Source organism: Pseudomonas sp. TNT2022 ID1044, assembly GCF_028656895.1.
Classification (GTDB): Bacteria; Pseudomonadota; Gammaproteobacteria; order Pseudomonadales; family Pseudomonadaceae; genus Aquipseudomonas; species Aquipseudomonas reinekei.
The window spans coordinates 371,119-390,598 of the sequence record NZ_JAMDHB010000006.1 but is presented as its reverse complement, the minus strand read 5'-3'; the positions used below and the strand labels follow the sequence as shown (position 1 = coordinate 390,598).

Annotated in this window: 19 protein-coding genes and 1 pseudogene; 15 read left to right on the top strand and 5 right to left on the bottom strand. The window is 61.3% G+C overall.

The features are described 5' to 3' along the window. Positions 1-336 precede the first annotated feature (336 nt). The 7 genes from M5G20_RS10100 (at position 337) to M5G20_RS10070 (ending at position 6,770) form a co-directional block, all read left to right on the top strand. Complete coding sequence (locus M5G20_RS10100; protein ID WP_273919020.1) at positions 337-1,083, top strand: LytR/AlgR family response regulator transcription factor; 747 nt, start codon at positions 337-339, stop codon at positions 1,081-1,083. Between the two features lie 138 nt (positions 1,084-1,221). Then, positions 1,222-2,163 (top strand): hydroxymethylbilane synthase, encoded by a 942-nt coding sequence (gene hemC, locus M5G20_RS10095; protein ID WP_273919019.1) that lies wholly within the window; start codon positions 1,222-1,224, stop codon positions 2,161-2,163. Next, positions 2,160-2,927, top strand: a complete 768-nt coding sequence (locus tag M5G20_RS10090; protein WP_273919018.1) for a uroporphyrinogen-III synthase — start codon at positions 2,160-2,162, stop codon at positions 2,925-2,927. Before hemC ends, M5G20_RS10090 begins: the two co-directional genes overlap by 4 nt. Before the next feature lie 16 nt (positions 2,928-2,943). Further along, positions 2,944-4,104: a uroporphyrinogen-III C-methyltransferase gene (locus tag M5G20_RS10085; RefSeq protein ID WP_273919017.1), complete on the top strand. Its 1,161-nt coding sequence runs from the start codon at positions 2,944-2,946 to the stop codon at positions 4,102-4,104. Beyond that, the gene (locus M5G20_RS10080; protein WP_273919016.1) at positions 4,101-5,339 is read left to right on the top strand and encodes a heme biosynthesis protein HemY; all 1,239 of its coding nucleotides are present in this window, start codon (positions 4,101-4,103) and stop codon (positions 5,337-5,339) included. Before M5G20_RS10085 ends, M5G20_RS10080 begins: the two co-directional genes overlap by 4 nt. Positions 5,340-5,588: 249 nt before the next feature. Continuing rightward, positions 5,589-6,140: a disulfide bond formation protein B gene (locus M5G20_RS10075; protein WP_273919015.1), complete on the top strand. Its 552-nt coding sequence runs from the start codon at positions 5,589-5,591 to the stop codon at positions 6,138-6,140. Positions 6,141-6,311: 171 nt separating this feature from the next. Further along, the gene (locus M5G20_RS10070) at positions 6,312-6,770 is read left to right on the top strand and encodes an Rsd/AlgQ family anti-sigma factor (protein WP_075946447.1); all 459 of its coding nucleotides are present in this window, start codon (positions 6,312-6,314) and stop codon (positions 6,768-6,770) included. Between the two features lie 61 nt (positions 6,771-6,831). On the opposite strand, the gene M5G20_RS10065 is transcribed toward M5G20_RS10070, so the two are convergent. Beyond that, positions 6,832-7,497 carry an FKBP-type peptidyl-prolyl cis-trans isomerase gene (locus tag M5G20_RS10065; RefSeq protein WP_273919014.1) on the bottom strand — a complete coding sequence of 222 codons (666 nt, stop codon included), beginning with the start codon at positions 7,495-7,497 and terminating at the stop codon, positions 6,832-6,834. 194 nt (positions 7,498-7,691) lie between these two features. On the opposite strand from M5G20_RS10065, the gene M5G20_RS10060 reads away from it, so the two are divergent. Next, positions 7,692-8,816, top strand: coding sequence for an AlgP family protein (locus tag M5G20_RS10060; protein ID WP_273919013.1), 1,125 nt, complete (start codon positions 7,692-7,694; stop codon positions 8,814-8,816). Here M5G20_RS10060 and M5G20_RS10055 read toward each other — a convergent pair. Further along, positions 8,813-9,277: a TIGR02444 family protein gene (locus M5G20_RS10055; RefSeq protein WP_273919012.1), complete on the bottom strand. Its 465-nt coding sequence runs from the start codon at positions 9,275-9,277 to the stop codon at positions 8,813-8,815. The two genes, M5G20_RS10060 and M5G20_RS10055, sit on opposite strands and share 4 nt — an antisense overlap. A 50-nt stretch (positions 9,278-9,327) precedes the next feature. Here M5G20_RS10055 and M5G20_RS10050 point away from each other — a divergent pair, with 50 nt between their 5' ends. From M5G20_RS10050 to rhtB, 3 genes are all read left to right on the top strand, one after another. Further along, positions 9,328-11,238 (top strand): ATP-binding cassette domain-containing protein, encoded by a 1,911-nt coding sequence (locus tag M5G20_RS10050; protein WP_273919011.1) that lies wholly within the window; start codon positions 9,328-9,330, stop codon positions 11,236-11,238. Further along, a complete protein-coding gene (locus tag M5G20_RS10045) occupies positions 11,238-11,819 on the top strand; it encodes a mechanosensitive ion channel family protein (RefSeq protein WP_273919010.1) in 582 nt (193 codons plus the stop codon). Before M5G20_RS10050 ends, M5G20_RS10045 begins: the two co-directional genes overlap by 1 nt. A 107-nt stretch (positions 11,820-11,926) precedes the next feature. After that, on the top strand, positions 11,927-12,559 hold the full coding sequence (gene rhtB / locus M5G20_RS10040; protein WP_273919009.1) for a homoserine/homoserine lactone efflux protein: 633 nt from the start codon (positions 11,927-11,929) through the stop codon (positions 12,557-12,559). Between the two features lie 115 nt (positions 12,560-12,674). On the opposite strand, the pseudogene M5G20_RS10035 reads toward rhtB, so the two are convergent. After that, positions 12,675-12,893, bottom strand: a pseudogene (locus M5G20_RS10035) (penicillin-binding protein activator LpoB); the annotation flags it as partial. 242 nt (positions 12,894-13,135) lie between these two features. Here M5G20_RS10035 and M5G20_RS10030 point away from each other — a divergent pair. Together M5G20_RS10030 and M5G20_RS10025 are read left to right on the top strand one after the other, a co-directional pair. Next, positions 13,136-15,034 (top strand): FTR1 family protein, encoded by a 1,899-nt coding sequence (locus M5G20_RS10030; protein WP_273919008.1) that lies wholly within the window; start codon positions 13,136-13,138, stop codon positions 15,032-15,034. A gap of 108 nt (positions 15,035-15,142) precedes the next feature. Continuing rightward, entirely contained in the window at positions 15,143-15,598 is a 456-nt protein-coding gene (locus tag M5G20_RS10025) for a YaiI/YqxD family protein (RefSeq protein ID WP_273919007.1), read from the top strand. Positions 15,599-15,624: 26 nt separating this feature from the next. Here M5G20_RS10025 and elbB read toward each other — a convergent pair whose 3' ends face one another. Then, entirely contained in the window at positions 15,625-16,293 is a 669-nt protein-coding gene (gene elbB, locus M5G20_RS10020) for an isoprenoid biosynthesis glyoxalase ElbB (RefSeq protein ID WP_273919006.1), read from the bottom strand. 115 nt (positions 16,294-16,408) lie between these two features. On the opposite strand from elbB, the gene M5G20_RS10015 reads away from it, so the two are divergent. Further along, positions 16,409-17,641: a sterol desaturase family protein gene (locus M5G20_RS10015; RefSeq protein WP_273919005.1), complete on the top strand. Its 1,233-nt coding sequence runs from the start codon at positions 16,409-16,411 to the stop codon at positions 17,639-17,641. Here M5G20_RS10015 and M5G20_RS10010 read toward each other — a convergent pair. Further along, positions 17,625-18,254, bottom strand: a complete 630-nt coding sequence (locus M5G20_RS10010; RefSeq protein ID WP_075946432.1) for a DedA family protein — start codon at positions 18,252-18,254, stop codon at positions 17,625-17,627. The two genes, M5G20_RS10015 and M5G20_RS10010, sit on opposite strands and share 17 nt — an antisense overlap. A gap of 205 nt (positions 18,255-18,459) precedes the next feature. Between M5G20_RS10010 and hemB the strand changes: the two genes are divergently transcribed. Continuing rightward, positions 18,460-19,473: a porphobilinogen synthase gene (gene hemB / locus M5G20_RS10005; protein WP_008015467.1), complete on the top strand. Its 1,014-nt coding sequence runs from the start codon at positions 18,460-18,462 to the stop codon at positions 19,471-19,473. Positions 19,474-19,480 lie beyond the last annotated feature (7 nt).

Here is a 19,480-nt window from a genome sequence, read left to right as displayed (position 1 = left end):
GTACAGGCCTCGTACAAATTGCATAACGATATTTTTCAATTGAGCAATATCGTCTCGGCAACCGTCTACAGTTGGACAGTAGGATCAGCGCACTTCCCGGTGCCAATGCTGCCTATAAGAAGAGGGGGTGTTCGTATTGCGTATCAGCAAACCCTGTGGCGATGTGTCGCCAAAGCGGGCCTGGGCCGCTAATCGCCCGGCAGATGAAAATTTAGCTGCCCGACCAGCGGCACTTTTTGACGCTCGCGCTAGTCTTAGCGTGGATCGCGGTGACGGACGTCACTTCACCTGTCTACGCTATCCTTGTGCGAGACTCACGCAGGAATCCAGCGCAATATGAATGTCCTGATCGTTGATGACGACCCCCTAGCCCGCGAGCGCCTGAGCCGAATGGTTGGCGAACTCGAGGGATACAGTGTCCTGGAGCCTAGCGCCACGAATGGCGAAGAAGCGTTGGCACTGATCGACAGCCACAAGCCGGACATCGTGCTGCTCGATATCCGGATGCCGGGCCTCGATGGCCTGCAAGTGGCTGCGCGGTTGTGCGAACGCGAAACTCCGCCCGCCGTGGTGTTTTGCACCGGGCCCGATGAATTTGCCGTGGAAGCCTTACAGGCCAGCGCCGTAGGCTATCTGGTGAAACCTGTGAGAACTGAACATTTACATGACGCGTTAAAAAAAGCCGAGCGCCCCAACCGTGTTCAACTCTCGGCCCTGACCCGCCCCGCCGCCGAAAGTGGCAATGGCCCCCGCAGCCACATCAGCGCCCGCACCCGTAAAGGGATCGAGCTGATTCCGCTGGATCAGGTGGTCTACTTCATCGCGGATCACAAATACGTGACCTTGCGCCATGAAGCGGGCGAAGTGCTGCTCGACGAGCCGCTCAAGGCCCTCGAAGACGAATTCGGTGACCGTTTCGTGCGCATCCACCGTAACGCGCTGGTGGCTCGTGAGCGCATCGAGCGCTTGCAACGCACGCCGCTTGGGCATTTCCAACTGTTCCTCAAAGGCCTGAACGGTGACGCATTGATCGTCAGTCGGCGCCATGTGGCCGGCGTGCGGAAAATGATGCAACAGCTTTAACTCGCTGTCCGCAGGCGACCTTCACACCCGATTGCCGGATATCCGGGGCCAGGGAGGCCGAGTAGTTTCTGATACAAGTCAAAGTGGATTTGGCTGAGCTGTTATTATCCGTCGTATCTTTTCAGTACGGATTGATCCATGTCCTCTCGCCAGATCCGCATCGCCACCCGCAAAAGTGCTCTCGCCCTGTGGCAGGCCGAATACGTCAAAGCCCGTCTGGAAGAGGCCCATCCGGGGCTGCTCGTGACGTTGGTCCCGATGGTCAGTCGTGGCGACAAGCTGCTCGATTCGCCATTGTCGAAAATCGGTGGCAAAGGCCTGTTCGTCAAGGAACTGGAAACCGCGCTGCTGGAAAACGAAGCCGACATCGCTGTGCATTCGATGAAAGACGTGCCGATGGACTTCCCCGAAGGGCTCGGCCTGTTCTGCATCTGCGAGCGCGAAGACCCGCGCGATGCGTTCGTCTCCAATACCTATTCCAGCCTGGATCAATTGCCGCAAGGCAGCATCGTCGGTACATCGAGCCTGCGCCGTCAGGCCCAGTTGCTGACCCGTCGACCGGACCTGGAAATCCGCTTCCTGCGCGGCAACGTCAACACCCGTCTGGCCAAGCTGGATGCGGGCGAATACGACGCCATTATTCTCGCCGCTGCCGGTTTGATCCGGTTGGGCTTTGAAGATCGCATCACCTCGGCCATCAGTGTCGACGACAGCTTGCCGGCCGGTGGCCAGGGCGCCGTCGGCATCGAGTGCCGGACTGCCGACAGCGAGATTCACGCGCTGCTGGCGCCACTGCATCATCAGGACACCGCCACCCGCGTGACCGCCGAACGAGCCCTCAACAAACACCTCAATGGCGGCTGCCAAGTGCCAATCGCCTGCTACGCCGTGCTTGAAGGCGAGCAGGTCTGGCTGCGTGGCCTGGTGGGCGACCCGAGTGGCGGCCTGCTGCTCAGTGCCGATGCGCGCGCGCCACGTGGCGCTGCCGAAGCGTTGGGTGTGCAGGTGGCCGAAGATCTTTTGAGCCAGGGTGCCGCCGACATTCTCAAGGCGGTCTACGGCGAGGCAGGTCACGAGTGACGGGTTGGCGCCTGCTGCTGACGCGTCCGGCGGAGGAGTCGGCGGCGCTGAGCCGCAGCCTGGCCGAGCAGGGGATTTTCAGCAGCAGCCTGCCGCTTTTGGACATAGCCCCGATCCCGGCCTCTGAGACAATGCTCGACGTGATTCGGGATCTGGACCGCTATTGCGCCGTGATCGTGGTCAGCAAACCCGCTGCGCGAACAGGTGTCGAGTTGCTCGACCGGATCGGCCTGCACCCCAGGCATGTGAAGTGGTTCAGTGTCGGTGCGGCCACCGCGCAGGTCCTTGAGGCGCGCGGCCTGGACGTGAGCTTCCCCGAGGCCGGAGATGACAGCGAGGCCTTGCTTGAATTGCCGCGGTTGCGCGAGGCTATCGCCCGGCCTGATCCACGGGTACTGATTCTTCGTGGCGAGGGTGGGCGCGAGCTGCTGGCCGAGCGCTTGCGCGAGCGAGGTGCTAGTGTCGAGTATCTGGAGTTGTATCGTCGCGAACTGCCGCAGTACCCGCCGGCAGCGTTGTCGCAGCGGATTGAAGCGGAACGCCTGAACGCGCTGGTGGTCAGCAGTGGACAGGGTTTCGAGCACCTGCATCAATTGGCCGGCGATGCCTGGCCGCAGTTGGCGCGGTTGCCGTTGTTTGTACCAAGCCCCAGGGTCGCCGAGCTGGCACGTGCCGCCGGGGCCATAACAGTTGTGGATTGTCGTGGCGCGAGTGCCGCGGCATTGCTGACGGCGCTACGGGAGCATCCCGGGCCCGTTCTCTAATGCAAAGGATGGATACGTGAGCGAAACAGCCTTGCCTAAAGATGACTCGCGGCCTGTGCTTGATGCGCCGGTTGATGTGCCTGTTAATGAAACGCCGCTTCCCCCTGCTGCAGAGCAGCGCCGAGGCAATGGGCTGGCAGTCGTTGCGCTGCTGCTGGGCGCCGCCGGTATCGCGGTGGGTGGTTGGGGTGTCTGGCAGGTGCGTCATCTGCAAGCGACCCATCAACAGCAATTGAGCCAGGTGCAGGCGTTGAGCGACGAGGCGCAAAGCCTGAAGCTCAATGAACAACGCTTGAGCGCGCGTCTCGAGCAACTGCCGGGCGCCGATGTGCTGGAAGAGCGCAGCCGTCTGGTGGTTCAGTTGCAGGGTGAGCAACAGAAACTCAATCAGCGTCTGGAAACAATCCTCGGCGCCAGCCGCAAGGATTGGCGTCTGGCCGAGGCCGAGCACTTGTTGCGTCTGGCCAGCCTGCGATTGTCGGCATTGCAGGACATCAGCAGCGCCCAGGCGCTGGTGCAGGGCGCTGATGAAATTCTCCGTGAACAGAATGATCCCGGCTCTTTTGCCGCTCGCGAACAAGTGGCTAAAACCCTGGTGGCCCTGCGCAGCACCGAACAACCGGATCGCACCGGTTTGTTCCTGCGACTGGGTGCGCTGCGCGATCAAGTCATCAGCCTCACCGAGTTAGCGCCCGAGTACAAGGATCGGGGCGAATCCCTGTTGGGGCTCACCGCCGATGGCGATGGCGCCAGTCGCTGGGCGCAATGGTGGGATCAGATCTCGCGCTATATCCGCATCGATTTCAACGCCGACAAGAATGTCCGTCCGTTGCTGGCCGGGCAGAGCCTGAGCCAGGTGCGCCTGGCGCTGAGCCTGGCGCTGGAGCAGGCACAATGGGCTGCACTCAACGGCCAGGCCGCGGTTTACAGCCAGGCACTGGACGAGGCGCGAGATGTACTCAAAGGCAACTTCAACCCGGACAACCCGCAGAGCAAAGTGATGCTCGAGCAGGTGGCCGAACTCAGCAAGCAGCCAGTCACCGTGGTCACCCCGGACCTGACCGGCACCCTGAGTGCGGTGCAAGGTTATCTGGAGCGGCGTAACGTCAATGCCGAGGAGTCGGTCAAGCCGCTGGCCAAACCTGCTGCGAACACCGCGCAGGAGGCCACCCCATGAAACGCCTCTATGTCATCGTGTTCCTGGTCATCGCGGCGGCGGCCGCGTTGGGCCTGGCCATCGCTGAGCATTCCGGTTACGTGCTGATTGCTTACAAGAGCTTCCGCTTCGAGTCGAGCCTGTGGGCCACGCTGGCGTTGGTGGCGGTGCTGTGGCTGGTGTTCTGGGGTATCAAGGCGTTGATCGAGTTGGTGGCGACGTCCAGCGGCGTGGTCAATCCGTGGTCACGGCGTAATCGCAGTCGTCGGGTACAGGTGGCCATCGAGCACGGCCAGCTGGACCTGGCCGAAGGTCGCTGGGCCAGTGCGCAACGTCATCTGCATCGCGCCGCGGAAGCTGAGCGCCAACCGCTGCTTTACTATCTCGGCGCTGCCCGCGCGGCGAACGAACAAGGTCATTACGAAGAAAGTGACAACCTTCTGGAGCGTGCTCTGGAGCGCCAACCCCAGGCTGAGTTGGCGATTGCCTTGAGTCATGCGCAATTGCAGACCGACCGTGGCGATACCGAGGGTGCCCTCACCACCTTGCAAGCGATGCACGAGCGACACCCGCATAACGCGCAGGTACTGCGCCAGTTGCAACGCCTGCACCAACAGCGGGGCGATTGGTCGGCGGTAATCCGGCTGCTGCCTGAGTTGCGCAAGGATAAAGTCCTGCCCAAGGCCGAACTGGCTGAGCTGGAACGCCGCGCCTGGGGTGAGAACCTGTCCCTGGCGGCGCATCGGGACGCGGATGGAACCGTCGGTTTGCAAGCGCTCGAACGCGCCTGGCAGCAACTGACATCTGCTCAGCGCCAGGAACCGCAACTGGTGCTGGCCTATGCCGAGCAACTACGTCAACTCGGCGCTCAGGCCGAGGCCGAAGACGTCTTGCGCACCGCACTCAAACGCAGCTACGACAGCCATCTGGCGCGCCTCTACGGGTTGGTGCGTGGCAGTGATCCGGCGCGTCAGCTACAACTGGCCGAAGGCTGGCTCAAGGAACATCCCGCCGATCCGAGCCTGTTGCTGACCCTGGGGCGCTTGTGTCTGCAAGCCAGCCTGTGGGGCAAGGCCCGGGACTATCTGGAAAGCAGTCTGCGGGTGCAGCGCAACCCGGAAGCCTGTGCCGAGCTGGCGCGGCTGCTGGCGCAAATGGGCGACACCGAGCGCAGCAATCAGCTGTTCCAGGAAGGCCTGGGCATGCTGGATGAGCGCTTGTTGGCAGCGCCGTTACCGGTACTCGCTCACGCTTGATGGTTTAATGCTGTAGGAGCAGCCCCTACAGAAAACTGCATGGAAGGCAGCTCAGGGTGGCGAAAATCACCCTGTTTTTGTCTTCCTGTCGCAACTTAAGCAGAGTCCTACAAGCGACTACATCCAATCCTCTAACTTCTGTCGGGAATTCCCTACGTCCCTGCTGAAGTGTCGCTGTCCCCCTGCCTTGAAAGGCTGGCGCGCTTTCCTCTACCGTAGCTGTCTGTCCTTAATTGTTACGGAAAAGCCATGTCGTTGGCCTGTTCACGCTCCTTGTTTTTTACGCTTTTCATCGCGGGTGCCCTGGTGCTGGGCGTGTCTTACTATCTGGAATACGCCGTCGGTCTCAAGCCCTGCGGGTTGTGTCTGTTGCAGCGGCTTTGCCTGGCGTTGCTGACGGGCGTCTGCCTGATCGCGGCAGTGCATGGCCCGGGACGCTTGGGGTCGTTCCTGTATTGGTTGCTGGGTCTTGGTTGCAGTCTGGCCGGTACCGTGACGGCGTGGCGGCAGGTCTTGCTGCAAAGCGACCCGGCGCGTCAGCTATCGACCTGCGTGCCGGATCTGACTGACCTGTTCGCCAGCGCGCCCTGGTCGTGCGTCGTGCGACTGATGTTCAAAGGCACGATCGACTGTGGGCAAGTTGCCTGGACATTGTTCGACCTGAGCCTCCCCGAATGGAGTCTGCTGTTCTTCGTGGCGATGATGATTCTCGGGATTTATCAGTTGTTGCGACTGGTGCGGAGCAGCGTGCAGCGACCGCTCGGCGGCGATTCGTCGCACCGGGCCCTGGTGGGTGATTAAACACTTGTATGAACTTTATCGCCTGCGTACCTTGAAGCCACAGTCGTGCGGGCATAATCTGGCCCGCACGTGTCATTGGAATTATGTTGCTCGATGACGCTCTGCCTGACCGCCCATTACAAGAGGCGAGCGGGCATAGAGCAGCTGACCCACAAGGGAAGAGAGATCACCATGCTCGAAAGTTGTCAGAATGCTCAGGAACGCTGGGGTGGAGTGCATCTGCTGATCGATCGCTGGTTGCAGGAGCGAAAAGAGCTGATCGACGCCTACGACAAGCTCGGTGCAAAGCCTGAAGCGCTGGGCGAGAACCGAAAGCCTTTGCAGGAATTCTGCGGCGTGCTGGTCGACTACGTATCCGCCGGGCACTTCGAGATCTACGAACAGCTGACGGGCGAGGCCAAGGCCTTCAACGACAAACGTGGTCTGGAACTGGCCGAGACCATCTACCCGCGTATCGATGTCATCACCGAGAAACTCCTCGCGTTCAACGACCTGTGCGATGAAGGGAAGTGTGTCGCGGAGAAGTTCAAGGAACTCGGCGGCCTGTTGCATGAACGCTTCGAACTGGAAGACTGCCTGATCGAAGTGCTGCACACCGCTCACAAGGAAACCGATTCGGTCCAGGCTTGAATCGCTTCGTGCAAGACCCCGAAACGGCGTGCCTCAGGCACGCCGTTTTTCATTTCTGCTTTCAGCCGGTAGCGCCGCGTAATTCGACCTCGAACACCAGGGGGGTGAAAGGCGCAATCAGGTCGCCGGCACCGTCCGCGCCATAGGCTTGCGCTGAAGGAATCACCAGGCGCCATTTTGCGCCGACCGGCATTTGCTGCAACGCACTGCGCCAGCCGCTGATTACGCTATCGAGACTGAACCACTGCGGCTGACTGTTCTGGTCGAACACTGAACCGTCAGGCAGGCGACCGATGTACAGCACTTGCACCTTGCCGTTCGGTCCGGCCTTGGCGCCAGTGCCGGGGGCCAGCTCTGTCAGCAGGATTCCATCGGCCAATTCCCGGACACCGGGTTTGGCTTTTTCCGCGGCGAGAAAGCGTTGCTCGTTTTCCAGTGCCAGTTCGCTTTGCGGTGCCGGTGATTGCGTGGCCACCCGCGCTTCATGCTCGGTGAGAATCTGCTCGATCTGTTCGTCTTTCAGCGCCAATGGTTTGCCTTGGTAGGCTTGCTGCAGCCCTTCGACCAGCGCCTTGAGTTGCAGGTCGGGAACCTCCTGGCGCAAGCGTTCCCCGAGGCTCGCGCCGAGGCTGTAAGCGAGATCGTGGGCGTCGTTTTCCTGGTTTTTTTCTGCGGCCTGGGACACGGAAAAAACTACGCACAACGATAAAAAAAGGTAGCGCGGCATGGGCACTCTCCGACCTGAGATGCGGGCGATTATGCCAGTGTGAACAGGCTGAATGGTGAACTGCTTTTTGCGTCGATGAAGAAGATTTTCGTTGGTTTGCAACGCACCGCTTTCGATAGTGTCAACATGCCCTAGCGGCGGTTGCAGCAGAGGTCTAGTATGAGCCGCAACTCACTTCAGCCAGGAGGTAAACCATGTCGGCCACCAAGAAGCCAGTAAACACTCCGTTGCACCTGCTTCAACAACTCTCGGGCAGCTTGCTCGAGCATCTGGAAACCGCTTGTTCCGAAGCCTTGGCTGATGCTGAAAAATTGCTCGCCAAGCTGGAAAAGCAGCGCGGAAAAGCGCAGGAAAAACTGCACAAGTCCCGTACCAAATTGCAGGACGCTGCGGCGGCCGGCAAGGCCAAGGCACAGGCCAAAGCCAAGGATGGAGTTAAAGAACTCGAAGACCTGCTTGATGCTCTCAAAGAGCGCCAGTCGGACACTCGTGGCTACATTCTGCAACTCAAGCGCGACGCTCAGGAAAGCCTGAAACTGGCGCAGGGCATTGGTCGTGTACAAGAGGCTGTCGGCAAGGCGTTGTCCTTGCGTGCGGCCAAGCCCGCTGCGGCCCCTGCGAAGAAAGCCGCTGCCAAGCCGGCAGCTGCAAAAGCACCGGCCAGGTCTGCCGCCAAACCGGCTGCCAAAGCTCCGGCGAAAGCGGCAGCCAAGCCTGCTGCAAAACCTGCCGCTAAAACTGCTGCTGCCAAGCCAGCCGCTAAACCTGCTGCAAGAACTGCTGCTGCCAAGCCTGCTGCTGCAAAAACCGCTGCAGCAAAACCAGCGGAAAAAACCGCCGCTAAACCCGCTGCCAAGCCGGCCGCTAAAACTGCTGCAAAACCTGCTGCCCGAACCGCCGCGGCGAAGCCTGCTGCCAAGCCGGCAGCCAAACCGGTTGCGGCTAAAACCGCAGCCAAGCCAGCGGCTAAACCTGCTGCAAAAGCACCGGCTAAACCAGCCGCTAAAACGGCTGCTACCAAGCCTGCCGCTGCTGCCAAACCGGCCACTGCCAGTGCAGCCAAACCTGCCGCAGCCAAACCCGCTGCCAAGCCAGTCGCAGCCAAGCCTGCTGCAAAACCAGCGGCCAGACCTGCTGCCAAACCCGCCGTGAAAAAGCCGGTTGCTGCCAAACCTGCGACTGCACCTGTTGCCAAGCCAGCCACCCCGGCTCCAGCCGCAGCACCTGCTTCGACGGCTAGCACCTCGACAGCTTCGCCAGCGCCAACGCCGGCCGCTGTTCCGAGTGCAGCAACCACCACCCCAACCAGCGCTTCCTAAGTGCCGGTTACCGCGACGCGCAGCTGATGCAGCGCGTCGCGGTCGAGGTCGGCGGCGTCTGCCGCCACACCTTCCAGCCAGGCCGATAGATCGGTCGTCTCTTCTTGCGGCCAATTTTGCGCCGATCGCTCCAGTTGCTGTAACAGATGCCGTTCGGCTTCCAGCTCCAGCGTCTTCACTTGTTCGCGCAATGAGCGCAACCCGGCGTCCTTCGCGGCCGCGTCTTTCCATTGCATGCGCAACGCCCGTAGCGGTCGCACGACATCAGCGTCCCAGGTCCGGGCCACGTTGCGAAGTTGCTGCAAGCGTTGTTCGTTGCAGGCAATGCCTCGCTCGCCCAGCCATGCCGCGCACAGCAAAAGGCACACATTGACGCCCGTCGCCTGTAATTGCAGGCATGCCTGCTCCACGCCCGGGCGGGCATAAGTGGTCAGGGAAAAGCTCCACAGGTCAGAGGACATAGTGCTACTCGCGCCAGTTGCGAGCGAAGCTGGTAGACTCCGCCGCCATTATGATTCGACTTCAGAACCTGACTTTACAGCGTGGCCCGCAACGTCTGCTAGAAGACGCCGAGCTGACCCTGCACGCCGGCCAGAAAGCCGGCCTCATCGGTGCCAACGGCGCCGGCAAATCGAGCCTGTTCGCCTTGCTTCGGGGTGAGCTGCACCCGGACTCGGGTGATTGCTTCCTGCCGGCCGACTGGCGTATCGCCCACATGCGCCAGGAGGTCGATACGCTCGAACGCCTGGCGGTCGACTACGTGCTCGATGGCGACCTGCGCCTGCGTCAGGTGCAACGTGACCTGGCGGCAGCCGAAGCGGCCCATGACGGTGCCGCCCAGGCCCGCCTGCACTCCGAGCTCGACAGCGCCGACGGCTACACCGCCGACGCCCGGGCGCGCAAGTTGCTGGCCGGCCTGGGCTTCACCAACGAGCAGATGGATCGTCAGGTCGGGGATTTTTCCGGTGGCTGGCGGATGCGTCTGAACCTGGCGCAGGCCTTGATGTGTCCATCGGACCTGCTGCTGCTCGACGAACCGACCAACCACTTGGACCTCGACGCCATCATCTGGCTCGAGGAGTGGCTCAAAAGCTATCCCGGCACCTTGATGCTGATTTCCCACGACCGGGATTTCCTCGATGCCGTGGTCGATCATGTGGCCCACGTCGATCAGCGCAAGATCACCCTGTATCGCGGTGGCTACAGCGCCTTCGAACGTGCCCGTGCCGAACGTCTGGCCCAGCAACAACAGGCCTACGAAAAGCAGCAGGCGCAACGTGCGCACATGGAAAGCTACATCGCCCGCTTCAAGGCCCAGGCCACCAAGGCCCGCCAGGCCCAGAGCCGGATCAAGGCGCTGGAGCGGATGGAAGAGTTGACCGCCGCCCACGTCGATTCGCCGTTCGATTTTGTTTTCCGTGAATCGCAGAAGATCTCCAGCCCGCTGATCGACCTGTCCGACGCTCGCCTGGGTTACGGCGACAAAGCCGTGTTGGAGAAGGTCAAGCTGCAACTGACCCCGGGTGCGCGGATCGGCTTGCTCGGCCCGAACGGTGCCGGTAAATCGACCCTGATCAAAAACCTTGCCGGTGAGCTGTCGCCGCTGGCGGGTCGGTTGACCCGTGGCGAGAACACCGTCGTTGGTTATTTCGCCCAGCATCAGTTGGACTCGCTGGACTCCAAGGCCAGCCCGTTGCTGCACTTGCAGCGACTGGCGCCGACCGAGCGCGAACAAACCCTGCGCGACTTCCTCGGCGGTTTCGACTTCCGTGGTGCGCGGATCGACGAGCCAGTGCTGAATTTCTCCGGTGGCGAGAAAGCGCGCCTGGCGCTGGCCTTGATCGCCTGGGACCGACCGAACCTGTTGCTGCTCGACGAACCCACCAACCACCTGGATCTGGAAATGCGCCTGGCGCTGACCATGGCCCTGCAGGAATTCAGTGGCGCGGTACTGGTGGTCTCCCACGACCGTCACCTGCTCAAGAGCACCACCGACAATTTCTATCTGGTAGCGGATGGCAAGGTCGAAGAGTTCGACGGCGACCTGGAGGACTACACCCGTTGGCTGGTGGATTATCGCCAGCGCAATGCGCCGGTCAGCAACACCCCGGTCAACCCGGACAAGACCGACAAGAAAGCCCAACGCCAGGCCGCGGCTGCGTTGCGTCAGCAATTGGCGCCGCACAAGCGCGAAGCGGAAAAGCTCGAAGCCGAACTGGGCAAGCTGCACGAGAAGCTGGCGAAGATCGATGCCAGCCTCGGCGACAGCGACATTTACGAGCCGGCTCGCAAAAATGACTTGCGTGATCTGCTGGCCGAGCAAGCCAGGCTGAAGGTGCGTGAAGCGGAGTTGGAAGAGGCCTGGATGGAAGCGCTGGAACTGCTCGAAAGCATGCAGGCGGAGCTGGAGGCGCTGTCCTGATGGACGCCTTCAAGTTGCCGCTGCCGGCCATGTGGGTCGAGCCGATTCTGCTCGGTGTGCAAATCCTGCTGATCCTGCTGGCCGGTTACATCGCCCAGCGTTTCGTCGCCAAGTGCCTGACCCGCCTCGGTGAGCGCTATCCGTTTCCGCCACAACTGCTGATGCCTTTGCGCGGTGGCTTGCGCTGGCTGATCATGGGCAGTGCGCTGATTTTCGTCCTGGAGCGCCTCGGGGTTTCGGCGACGGTGCTCTGGACCGCGTTGTCCGGTTTTGTCGCGGTCGCGGCGGTGGCGTTTTTCGCCATGTGGAGCGTGCTGTCGAACCTGCTCTGCGCAATTCTGATTTTCACCGTCGGCCCGTTCCGCATTGGCGATGTGGTCGAACTGGTGGACACCACCGACAAACCCGGGGTCAAGGGCCGTGTGGTGGCGATCAATCTGCTCTACACCACGTTGATCGAGGCCGAAGAGCTGGGGACTGGCAGCGCCATGGTGCAGGTGCCCAACAGCCTGTTCTTCCAGCGCTCGGTGCGGCGCTGGCGCGGGACGGATGTTTTCCCGTCGAGCGGTTTTGAGAAGTAGGCGCAATCGTTGGTCGTCAGTCGCCATCTCCTACAAAAAATCGGTAGTCATCGGCCCAAAGCCGCATTAGCTTAGACGTCTGTCACGAGTCTGAGTCGAGGTGTGCAATGGAGCTTCAAACATGGCTGGCGTTTTTTGCCGCGTGCTGGGTGATCAGTCTGTCCCCAGGCGCCGGCGCCATTGCGTCGATGTCCAGCGGTTTGCAATACGGTTTCTGGCGCGGTTACTGGAACGCCCTCGGTCTGCAACTGGGTCTTGCGGTGCAGATTGCGATTGTCGGCGCCGGTGTCGGTGCAATTCTTACCGCCTCTGCCACGGCCTTTTATGCGATCAAATGGTTCGGTGTGGCGTACCTGGTGTATCTGGCGATCAAACAATGGCGCGCGCTGCCCAGCGACATGACCGACGACGCGGCGGTGCGCCAGATTGGCAAGCCGATGGCGCTGGTGTTCCGTGGCTTCCTGGTGAACATCAGCAACCCCAAGGCGCTGGTGTTCATGCTGGCGGTGTTGCCACAGTTCATTGATCCGCACGCGCCGCTGCTGCTCCAGTACGTGATCATCGGTGTGACCATGATCTTCGTCGACCTGATCGTCATGGCCGGGTACACCGGGCTGGCCTCCAAAGTGCTGCGCCTGTTGCGCACACCCAAGCAGCAAAAACGCATGAACCGCACCTTCGCCGGGCTGTTCATTGGCGCGGCGGCGTTCATGGCAACGTTGCGTAAAGCCGCCGTTTAAAACCAAAGCGTTCCATGGTGGCGAGCGAGCTTGCTCGCCACATAAAGCCTCCCCCGTACCGCTCATGAGGCACAAAAAAGGCGACCTTTTCAGGGCGCCTTTTTCGTATCAGGCATCAGCGCAGAATCACCGGAGCGGTATCCGCCGGCAGGTTATTGCGCTGTCTGGCCTGCCCAGGCCGTTCTTCACTCCCGCCGCCCAGCTGTTGGCTCAACTGCGCGGCCACATCCTCACCCAATGCCTTGGACACTTCACGCACGACGCGCGGGCGGTTCAGCGAGACTTTGATGTCCCGGCCATTCACCAGTTTGGTGTCCTGGCCTTCGCCCCCAGCCGGACAACAAGGTCACGGCGCTGAGCGCGATGAAGATAAGGGCGCGGGATGCCATGGGTGTTTCTTCCCTGAAGGTTTGAGCAGCCGCACTTGCTGGTCGGGCTGATGGGGACCCACTGGCGGGCGCCGGGGCGACCTTGCGACCAAAGCACAACAAAGCACAACAAAGCACAACAAAGCTTGAGTGAAAGTGATTGGGAGTGAACAATATGTTACTTCGTGTTTCCAACTGAGATTCATTCATGATTGCCCCGTCCCGTTTCCTGGCCTGGCTGCTAGCGCCTGTGTTCGCCCTGTGCAGTTTCAATCTGCTGGCCGACACCGTGGAGGGCGCACCGCAAGCATTGCATTTACTCGACTACATCGGCGCGGACTACCCGGCAGCGGTACAAGCAGGCAAGGTCGTCAACGAGTCCGAGTACCGCGAGCAGCTGGAATTCGCCCAGGCCCTGCAAGGATTGGTAGCGGCCATGCCGGCGAAACCGGAAAAGGCTGCGCTGGAGCAGGGCATCGGCACGTTGCGCAGCGCGATTGCTGCGCGTCAGGAGGGGGCCGAGGTTGCCCGTCAGGCGCGGCAACTGGGCGCAAAACTGGCGGTGGCTTATGAAGTCAGCCAAGCCCCGATCATCACCCCGGACCCGACCCGAGGCGCGCCGCTCTACGCCCAGCATTGCTCGGTGTGCCATGGCGACACCGGCGCGGGCGATGGCCCGGCGGGCGTTGGTCTGTCGCCGGCTCCGGCCAATCTGCGTGATAACGCGCGCCTGGATCACCTGAGTCTCTACGCGATCTACAACACCCTGAGCCTGGGCGTGGAAGGCACAGACATGCCCGCGTTCGCCGATCAGCTCGATGATCGTCAGCGTTGGGACCTGGCCACCTACATCGCCAGCTTCAGCGCCGATCCGGCGACCGCCAGCAGCGACAAGGTCTACAACATTGCCGATCTGGCCCGCCAGACCCCGGCCGAAGTGCAGGCCGTCGACGGTCCGCAAGCCGCTGCGACTTTCCGCGCACAACGGGCACAGCCGCCGCAGGTCAAGCGTGGCCCGGCGCAATTGCTCGACTACACCGCCGCGACCCTGGACAAAAGCGTTGCGGCATACCGTACTGGCGAGCACGATCAGGCCTATGACCTGTCGGTAGCGGCCTACCTGGAAGGTTTCGAACTGGTCGAGAGCTCCCTGGACAACGTCGACGCCAATGTGCGCAAAGACACGGAAAAATCACTGATGGCTTACCGTCAGGCGTTGCAGGATGGCTTGCCGCTGGAGCAGGTCGAGCAGCGTCTGGAGGCGGCCAAGGCCAAACTGAAAGTCTCTGCCGGCTTGTTGGGCAGCGATGGTTTGAGCGGGTCCCTGAGCTACATTTCCGGTTTGCTGATCCTTCTGCGTGAAGGGCTGGAAGCGATTCTGGTGCTGGCGGCGATTCTCGCCTTCCTGCGTAACACCGGCCAGCAATCGGCGGTGCGCAGCGTTAACGTCGGTTGGGGCCTGGCGCTGTTGGCGGGTCTGGGGACCTGGGCGCTGGCGGCGTACGTGATCGATGTCAGCGGTTCCCAGCGTGAGCTGCTTGAAGGCGCAACGGCGTTGTTTGCCAGCGTCATGGTGCTATGGCTCGGCGTCTGGATGCACGACCGTCGTCACGCTGCGGCCTGGCAGGATTACATCAAGAGCAGTCTGGTGGGCGGCGGCGGGCGTTTCGGCTTTGCGATCCTGGCGTTCTTCTCGGTGTATCGCGAGCTGTTCGAAGTGATTCTGTTCTACGAAACCCTGTGGCTGCAGGCCGGCCCTGCTGGTCACGATGCCGTGCTGGCCGGTGGCGCCACGGCGCTGGTGTTGCTGGTGGGCCTGGCCTGGGTGATTTTGCGCGGTTCGGCGAAACTGCCGTTGACGCTGTTTTTCAGCATCAACGCGGCCCTGTTGTGCGCGCTGTCGGTGGTGTTCGCCGGGCATGGCGTGAAGGCGTTGCAGGAGGCTGGGATCTTCGGCACGCGACCGGTGCCGTTCTTTGAATTCGACTGGCTGGGGATTCATGCCGATGTGTATTCGCTGACGGCGCAGGCGGTGGCGATTGCTGCGATTGTTGTGTTGTATGGCCGTAGTTGGGTGGCTGAGAAACGGCGGGTGGCTGCTTCTTAAACAGCATTCGCTGCGCTCACCATCGCGGGCAAGCCCGCTCCCACAGGTTTTAGCGTTAACCTTGTGGGAGTGGCTTGCCCGCGATGCTTTTTGGAAGAGGAAAAACAGATGCGCGTATGGATCGATGCCGACGCCTGCCCGCGGGCGGCCAAGGACCTGGTAGTGAAGTTCGCCCTCAAGCGCCAATTCGAAGTGGTGCTGGTGGCAGGGCAGCCTCAGATCAAGCCGGGTCTGGCGCGGGTGAAGTTGATCGTAGTGCCGAGCGGCCCGGACGCGGCCGATGACTATCTGGTGGAACACGCGGTTCCCGGTGAGCTGGTGATTTGCAGCGATGTGCCGCTGGCCGACCGTTTGGTGAAGAAGGGCGTTGCGGCGCTGGACCCGCGGGGCAAGGAGTTCGATGCGCAGAACATGGGCGACCGGCTGGCGGTGCGCAACCTGTACACGGATTTGCGCGAGCAAGGGCAGATGAGCGGCGGGCCAGCGCCGTTTGGCGAGCGTGAGAAGCAGGCGTTTGCCAATGCGCTGGACCGGATCTTGACGCGCTTATCCCGAAAACCCTGAGCGAATGCAGCCTTTGTGGTGAGGGATCAGGCGTCGTTTTCGTGAGTCAGTTCGAGGACGCGGTCCACCAGTTTGTTGATCCCCGACGCCGCCTCACTGATCGATTGCGCCAGCATGTACGCCGGGGTGCTCACCAGTTTGCGCGCCTTGTCTTCAACGATGTCGCTGACGGCGCACTCTTGGTGGGTGGCGCCCATCTTGTTCATTGCCGTCGCCGTATCGGCATCGTTGCCAATGGTGCAGGTTACGCCCGGGCCATAGATTTTTGCTGCCAGCGCCGGCGAGATACAGATCAACCCCATCGGTTTGCCAGCTTCGGCAAAGGCTTCAGTCAACGCCAGAACGTCGGGTTGCACGGTGCACCCGATGCCTTCGATGGCAAAGTTGGAGAGGTTCTTGGCCGAACCGAAACCGCCGGGAATGATCAGCGCATCGAAGTCTTCGGCATCTGCTTCGCGGATGTCCTTGATCTCGCCACGAGCGATGCGCGCCGACTCCACCAGCACATTGCGCGACTCGGGCATTTCTTCGCCGGTCAGGTGGTTGATCACGTGCAGCTGCGCAATGTTCGGTGCGAAACACTGCACCTGCGCGCCGCGCTGGTCCAGGCGCAGCAGGGTTATGACGCTCTCGTAGATCTCGGCGCCGTCGTACACGCCACAGCCGGAAAGGATCACTGCAACTTTTTTGCTCATGGGCTTTTCTCCAGATTCATGGCGTTAAATGTCCACTAATTTGTCACTCGTTGCCATAGGGTTAATTCGCGGCTACACCTAGCATCTGTCCTCAAGATTCCGATCAGGGCGCGTCATGGACTTCATTCTGTATGCGGTGCCGTTTTTCTTTGTGTTGATTGCCATCGAACTGGTGGCCGACCGCTGGCGCGGGGTCAGTCACTATCGGCTGGCAGACGCGATCAACAGCATCAGCACTGGTGTGTTGTCGACTACCACGGGCCTGCTGACCAAGGGCGTGGGACTGGTCACCTATGCGTTTGCCCTCGAGCACCTCGCGCTGTTCGAACTCTCGGCGGACAGCGTCTGGGTCTGGGTATTCGCCTTCGTGTTCTATGACTTCTGTTACTACTGGCTGCACCGCATGGGCCATGAGCGCAACATTCTCTGGGCTGCGCATTCGGTGCATCACCAGAGCGAGGACTACAACCTCTCCACCGCCCTGCGCCAGACCAGCACCGGGTTTTTGCTGAGCTGGATCTTCTACCTGCCCATGGCCGTGGCCGGCGTGCCGTTGCTGGTGTTCGTCAGCGTCGCCGCGCTCAACCTGCTGTACCAGTTTTGGGTGCATACGCGGCACATTCCCAAGCTCGGCTGGTTCGAGTGGTTCTTCGTCACGCCATCCAATCATCGGGCTCACCATGCACAGAACGCTCTCTACATGGATCGCAACTACGGCGGGGTGTTCATTATTTGGGACCGTCTGTTCGGCTCGTTCCAGGAAGAGGACGACAACGAACCGGTGATTTTCGGCGTGACCACGCCGCTGGCGAGCTGGAATCCACTGTGGGCGAACGTGCAGTTCTACGCACAGTTGTGGGCGGATGCGCGGCGTGCGCAAAGCGTTTGGGACAAGCTGCGGATCTGGTTTATGCGCACCGGTTGGCGGCCGGCGGACGTGGCGGCCAAATACCCGATGAACAAGCCGGACTTGAGCCAGTTCCGTAAGTTCGAGGTGCCGCTGGACGGACGCCAGCAGCTTTACGTGCTGATCCAGTTCTGTGTCTACATCGCCCTGGGCAGCTATTTGATGAACCTGGAGCCGAGCCTGCCGACCGCCGCGTTGGTGCTGGGTTGGGGCGCCGTGGCACTGGGATTGTTCGTGCTGGGCGTAGCCCTGGAGAATCGCCCGTGGGCGTTCAAGCTGGAGTTGCTGCGGCTGGCGTCTAACATGCCGCTGGTGTGGCTGGCGCCGTTGGTGGGGCTGTGGCCGGCCAGCGCAGTGGGCTGGATCGGCCTGCTCAGTTACAGCCTGCTGAGCGGTATCGGTCTCTACTGCTGCAGAAACCGCTTCACTCGACTGGCTTAGTTTCGCCGGTCTTGGCCTGTTCGGCTTTCAGGGCCTGCTCGTCGGCGTAGATCTGTCTGGCCAGGCGGGCATTCTTGAAGCGCCGGCGCAGCCACAGGCCCAGGCCCAGGATGAGCAGGGCGCCGAGCACCCACAGTTCGTACTTCTTGATGCTGCCGAGCATGCCTTCCAGGACCGCGCCAAAGTGATAGGCGGCGGCCGCCAGCGCGGTGGCCCAGATCGCCGCGCCAATCCCGTTGAGCAACAGGTAGCGTCCCGGTGGATAGCCCGACAGGCCGATCGCTACCGGCATCACCGTGCGCAGTCCGTAGACGAAGCGGAAGCTCAGGACCCAGATGTCCGGGTGCTTGCGGATGTGTTCCAGCGCCCGGTCACCCATCATTTGCCAGCGCGGTTTGCGCGCCAGCAACTTGCGCCCGTGCTTGCGTCCCAGGAAGTACCACAGCTGATCGCCGGCATAACTGCCACAGAACGCCACGACCACCACCAGGTTGATGTCCATGTATCCACGGAACGCGAGGAAGCCTGCGAGCACCAGAATGGTTTCGCCTTCGAAAAACGTGCCGAGGAACAAGGCAAAGTAGCCGAAGTCATGCAGAAATTGTTGGAGCATTGTCTGGGTGCTGGCGAAATGAACGCGCAGCCTAACCCTTCATACACATTCAGGAAAGTGTCCAAATGTGTCTCGACGTGAAGATTTCCTGCAACGACAATGGAATGCGGCTACATGTCGCGGTGTGCGCACAACTGTCACACGTTCGTCATAATGGCCGCTTATAACTGTCACGCTCGCACGCCTGCGGGCTCAGGAGTCTGCCGTGAGCTTCACCCCCGCCAACCGTTTGTTCCCTGCAACCCGCCTGCGCCGTAACCGCCGCGATGATTTCTCGCGTCGACTGGTTCGTGAAAACGTATTGACCGTCGATGACCTGATTTTGCCGGTGTTCGTGCTGGATGGTGAAAACCGTCGTGAAGCAGTGGCTTCGATGCCGGGTGTCGAGCGTCTGACCATCGACCTGTTGCTCGAAGAAGCGGCCAAGTGGGTCGAGCTGGGAATTCCGGCGTTGGCCCTGTTCCCGGTGACCCCGGCAGAACTGAAGTCACTGGACGCCGCCGAGGCATGGAACCCTGAGGGCATCGCCCAGCGCGCGACCCGTGCCTTGCGTGCGCAATTCCCTGAGCTGGGAGTAATCACCGACGTTGCCCTCGACCCGTTCACCACTCACGGCCAGGACGGCATCCTCGACGAAGAAGGCTACGTGCAGAACGACATCACCGTCGACGCACTGGTCAGGCAAGCCCTGTCCCACGCCGAAGCCGGTGCTCAGGTGGTGGCCCCGTCGGACATGATGGACGGTCGCATCCAGGCAATCCGCGAAGCCCTCGAAGTGGCCGGTCACGTCAACGTGCGGATCATGGCCTACTCGGCGAAGTACGCCAGCGCCTATTACGGCCCGTTCCGCGATGCGGTCGGTTCGGCGCTGAACCTGGGCAAGGCCAACAAGGCCTCCTATCAGATGGACCCGGCCAACAGCAACGAAGCCCTGCACGAAGTGGCGGCGGACTTGTCAGAAGGCGCAGACATGGTCATGGTCAAGCCAGGCATGCCGTACCTGGACATCCTCTGCCGGGTCAAAGAAGAATTCAAAGTACCAACGTTTGTTTATCAAGTCAGTGGCGAGTACGCCATGCACATGGCCGCGATCCAGAATGGCTGGTTGAGCGAAGGGGTTATCCTCGAATCCCTGACCGCCTTTAAACGTGCAGGCGCTGATGGCATCCTGACGTACTTTGCCGTCCGTGCCGCTCAATTGTTACGAGAGCAAAAATAGCCCTCCC

What these genes read in the sequence shown, in the direction of transcription:
- M5G20_RS10100 (WP_273919020.1), top strand. Translation starts at nt 337, where the DNA reads ATGAATGTCCTGATCGTTGATGACGACCCCCTAGCCCGCGAGCGCCTG.
- hemC (WP_273919019.1), top strand. Translation starts at nt 1,222, where the DNA reads ATGTCCTCTCGCCAGATCCGCATCGCCACCCGCAAAAGTGCTCTCGCC.
- M5G20_RS10080 (WP_273919016.1), top strand. Translation starts at nt 4,101, where the DNA reads ATGAAACGCCTCTATGTCATCGTGTTCCTGGTCATCGCGGCGGCGGCC.
- M5G20_RS10075 (WP_273919015.1), top strand. Translation starts at nt 5,589, where the DNA reads ATGTCGTTGGCCTGTTCACGCTCCTTGTTTTTTACGCTTTTCATCGCG.
- M5G20_RS10070 (WP_075946447.1), top strand. Translation starts at nt 6,312, where the DNA reads ATGCTCGAAAGTTGTCAGAATGCTCAGGAACGCTGGGGTGGAGTGCAT.
- M5G20_RS10065 (WP_273919014.1), bottom strand. Translation starts at nt 7,497, where the DNA reads ATGCCGCGCTACCTTTTTTTATCGTTGTGCGTAGTTTTTTCCGTGTCC.
- M5G20_RS10060 (WP_273919013.1), top strand. Translation starts at nt 7,692, where the DNA reads ATGTCGGCCACCAAGAAGCCAGTAAACACTCCGTTGCACCTGCTTCAA.
- M5G20_RS10055 (WP_273919012.1), bottom strand. Translation starts at nt 9,277, where the DNA reads ATGTCCTCTGACCTGTGGAGCTTTTCCCTGACCACTTATGCCCGCCCG.
- M5G20_RS10050 (WP_273919011.1), top strand. Translation starts at nt 9,328, where the DNA reads ATGATTCGACTTCAGAACCTGACTTTACAGCGTGGCCCGCAACGTCTG.
- M5G20_RS10045 (WP_273919010.1), top strand. Translation starts at nt 11,238, where the DNA reads ATGGACGCCTTCAAGTTGCCGCTGCCGGCCATGTGGGTCGAGCCGATT.
- rhtB (WP_273919009.1), top strand. Translation starts at nt 11,927, where the DNA reads ATGGAGCTTCAAACATGGCTGGCGTTTTTTGCCGCGTGCTGGGTGATC.
- M5G20_RS10030 (WP_273919008.1), top strand. Translation starts at nt 13,136, where the DNA reads ATGATTGCCCCGTCCCGTTTCCTGGCCTGGCTGCTAGCGCCTGTGTTC.
- M5G20_RS10025 (WP_273919007.1), top strand. Translation starts at nt 15,143, where the DNA reads ATGCGCGTATGGATCGATGCCGACGCCTGCCCGCGGGCGGCCAAGGAC.
- elbB (WP_273919006.1), bottom strand. Translation starts at nt 16,293, where the DNA reads ATGAGCAAAAAAGTTGCAGTGATCCTTTCCGGCTGTGGCGTGTACGAC.
- M5G20_RS10015 (WP_273919005.1), top strand. Translation starts at nt 16,409, where the DNA reads ATGGACTTCATTCTGTATGCGGTGCCGTTTTTCTTTGTGTTGATTGCC.
- M5G20_RS10010 (WP_075946432.1), bottom strand. Translation starts at nt 18,254, where the DNA reads ATGCTCCAACAATTTCTGCATGACTTCGGCTACTTTGCCTTGTTCCTC.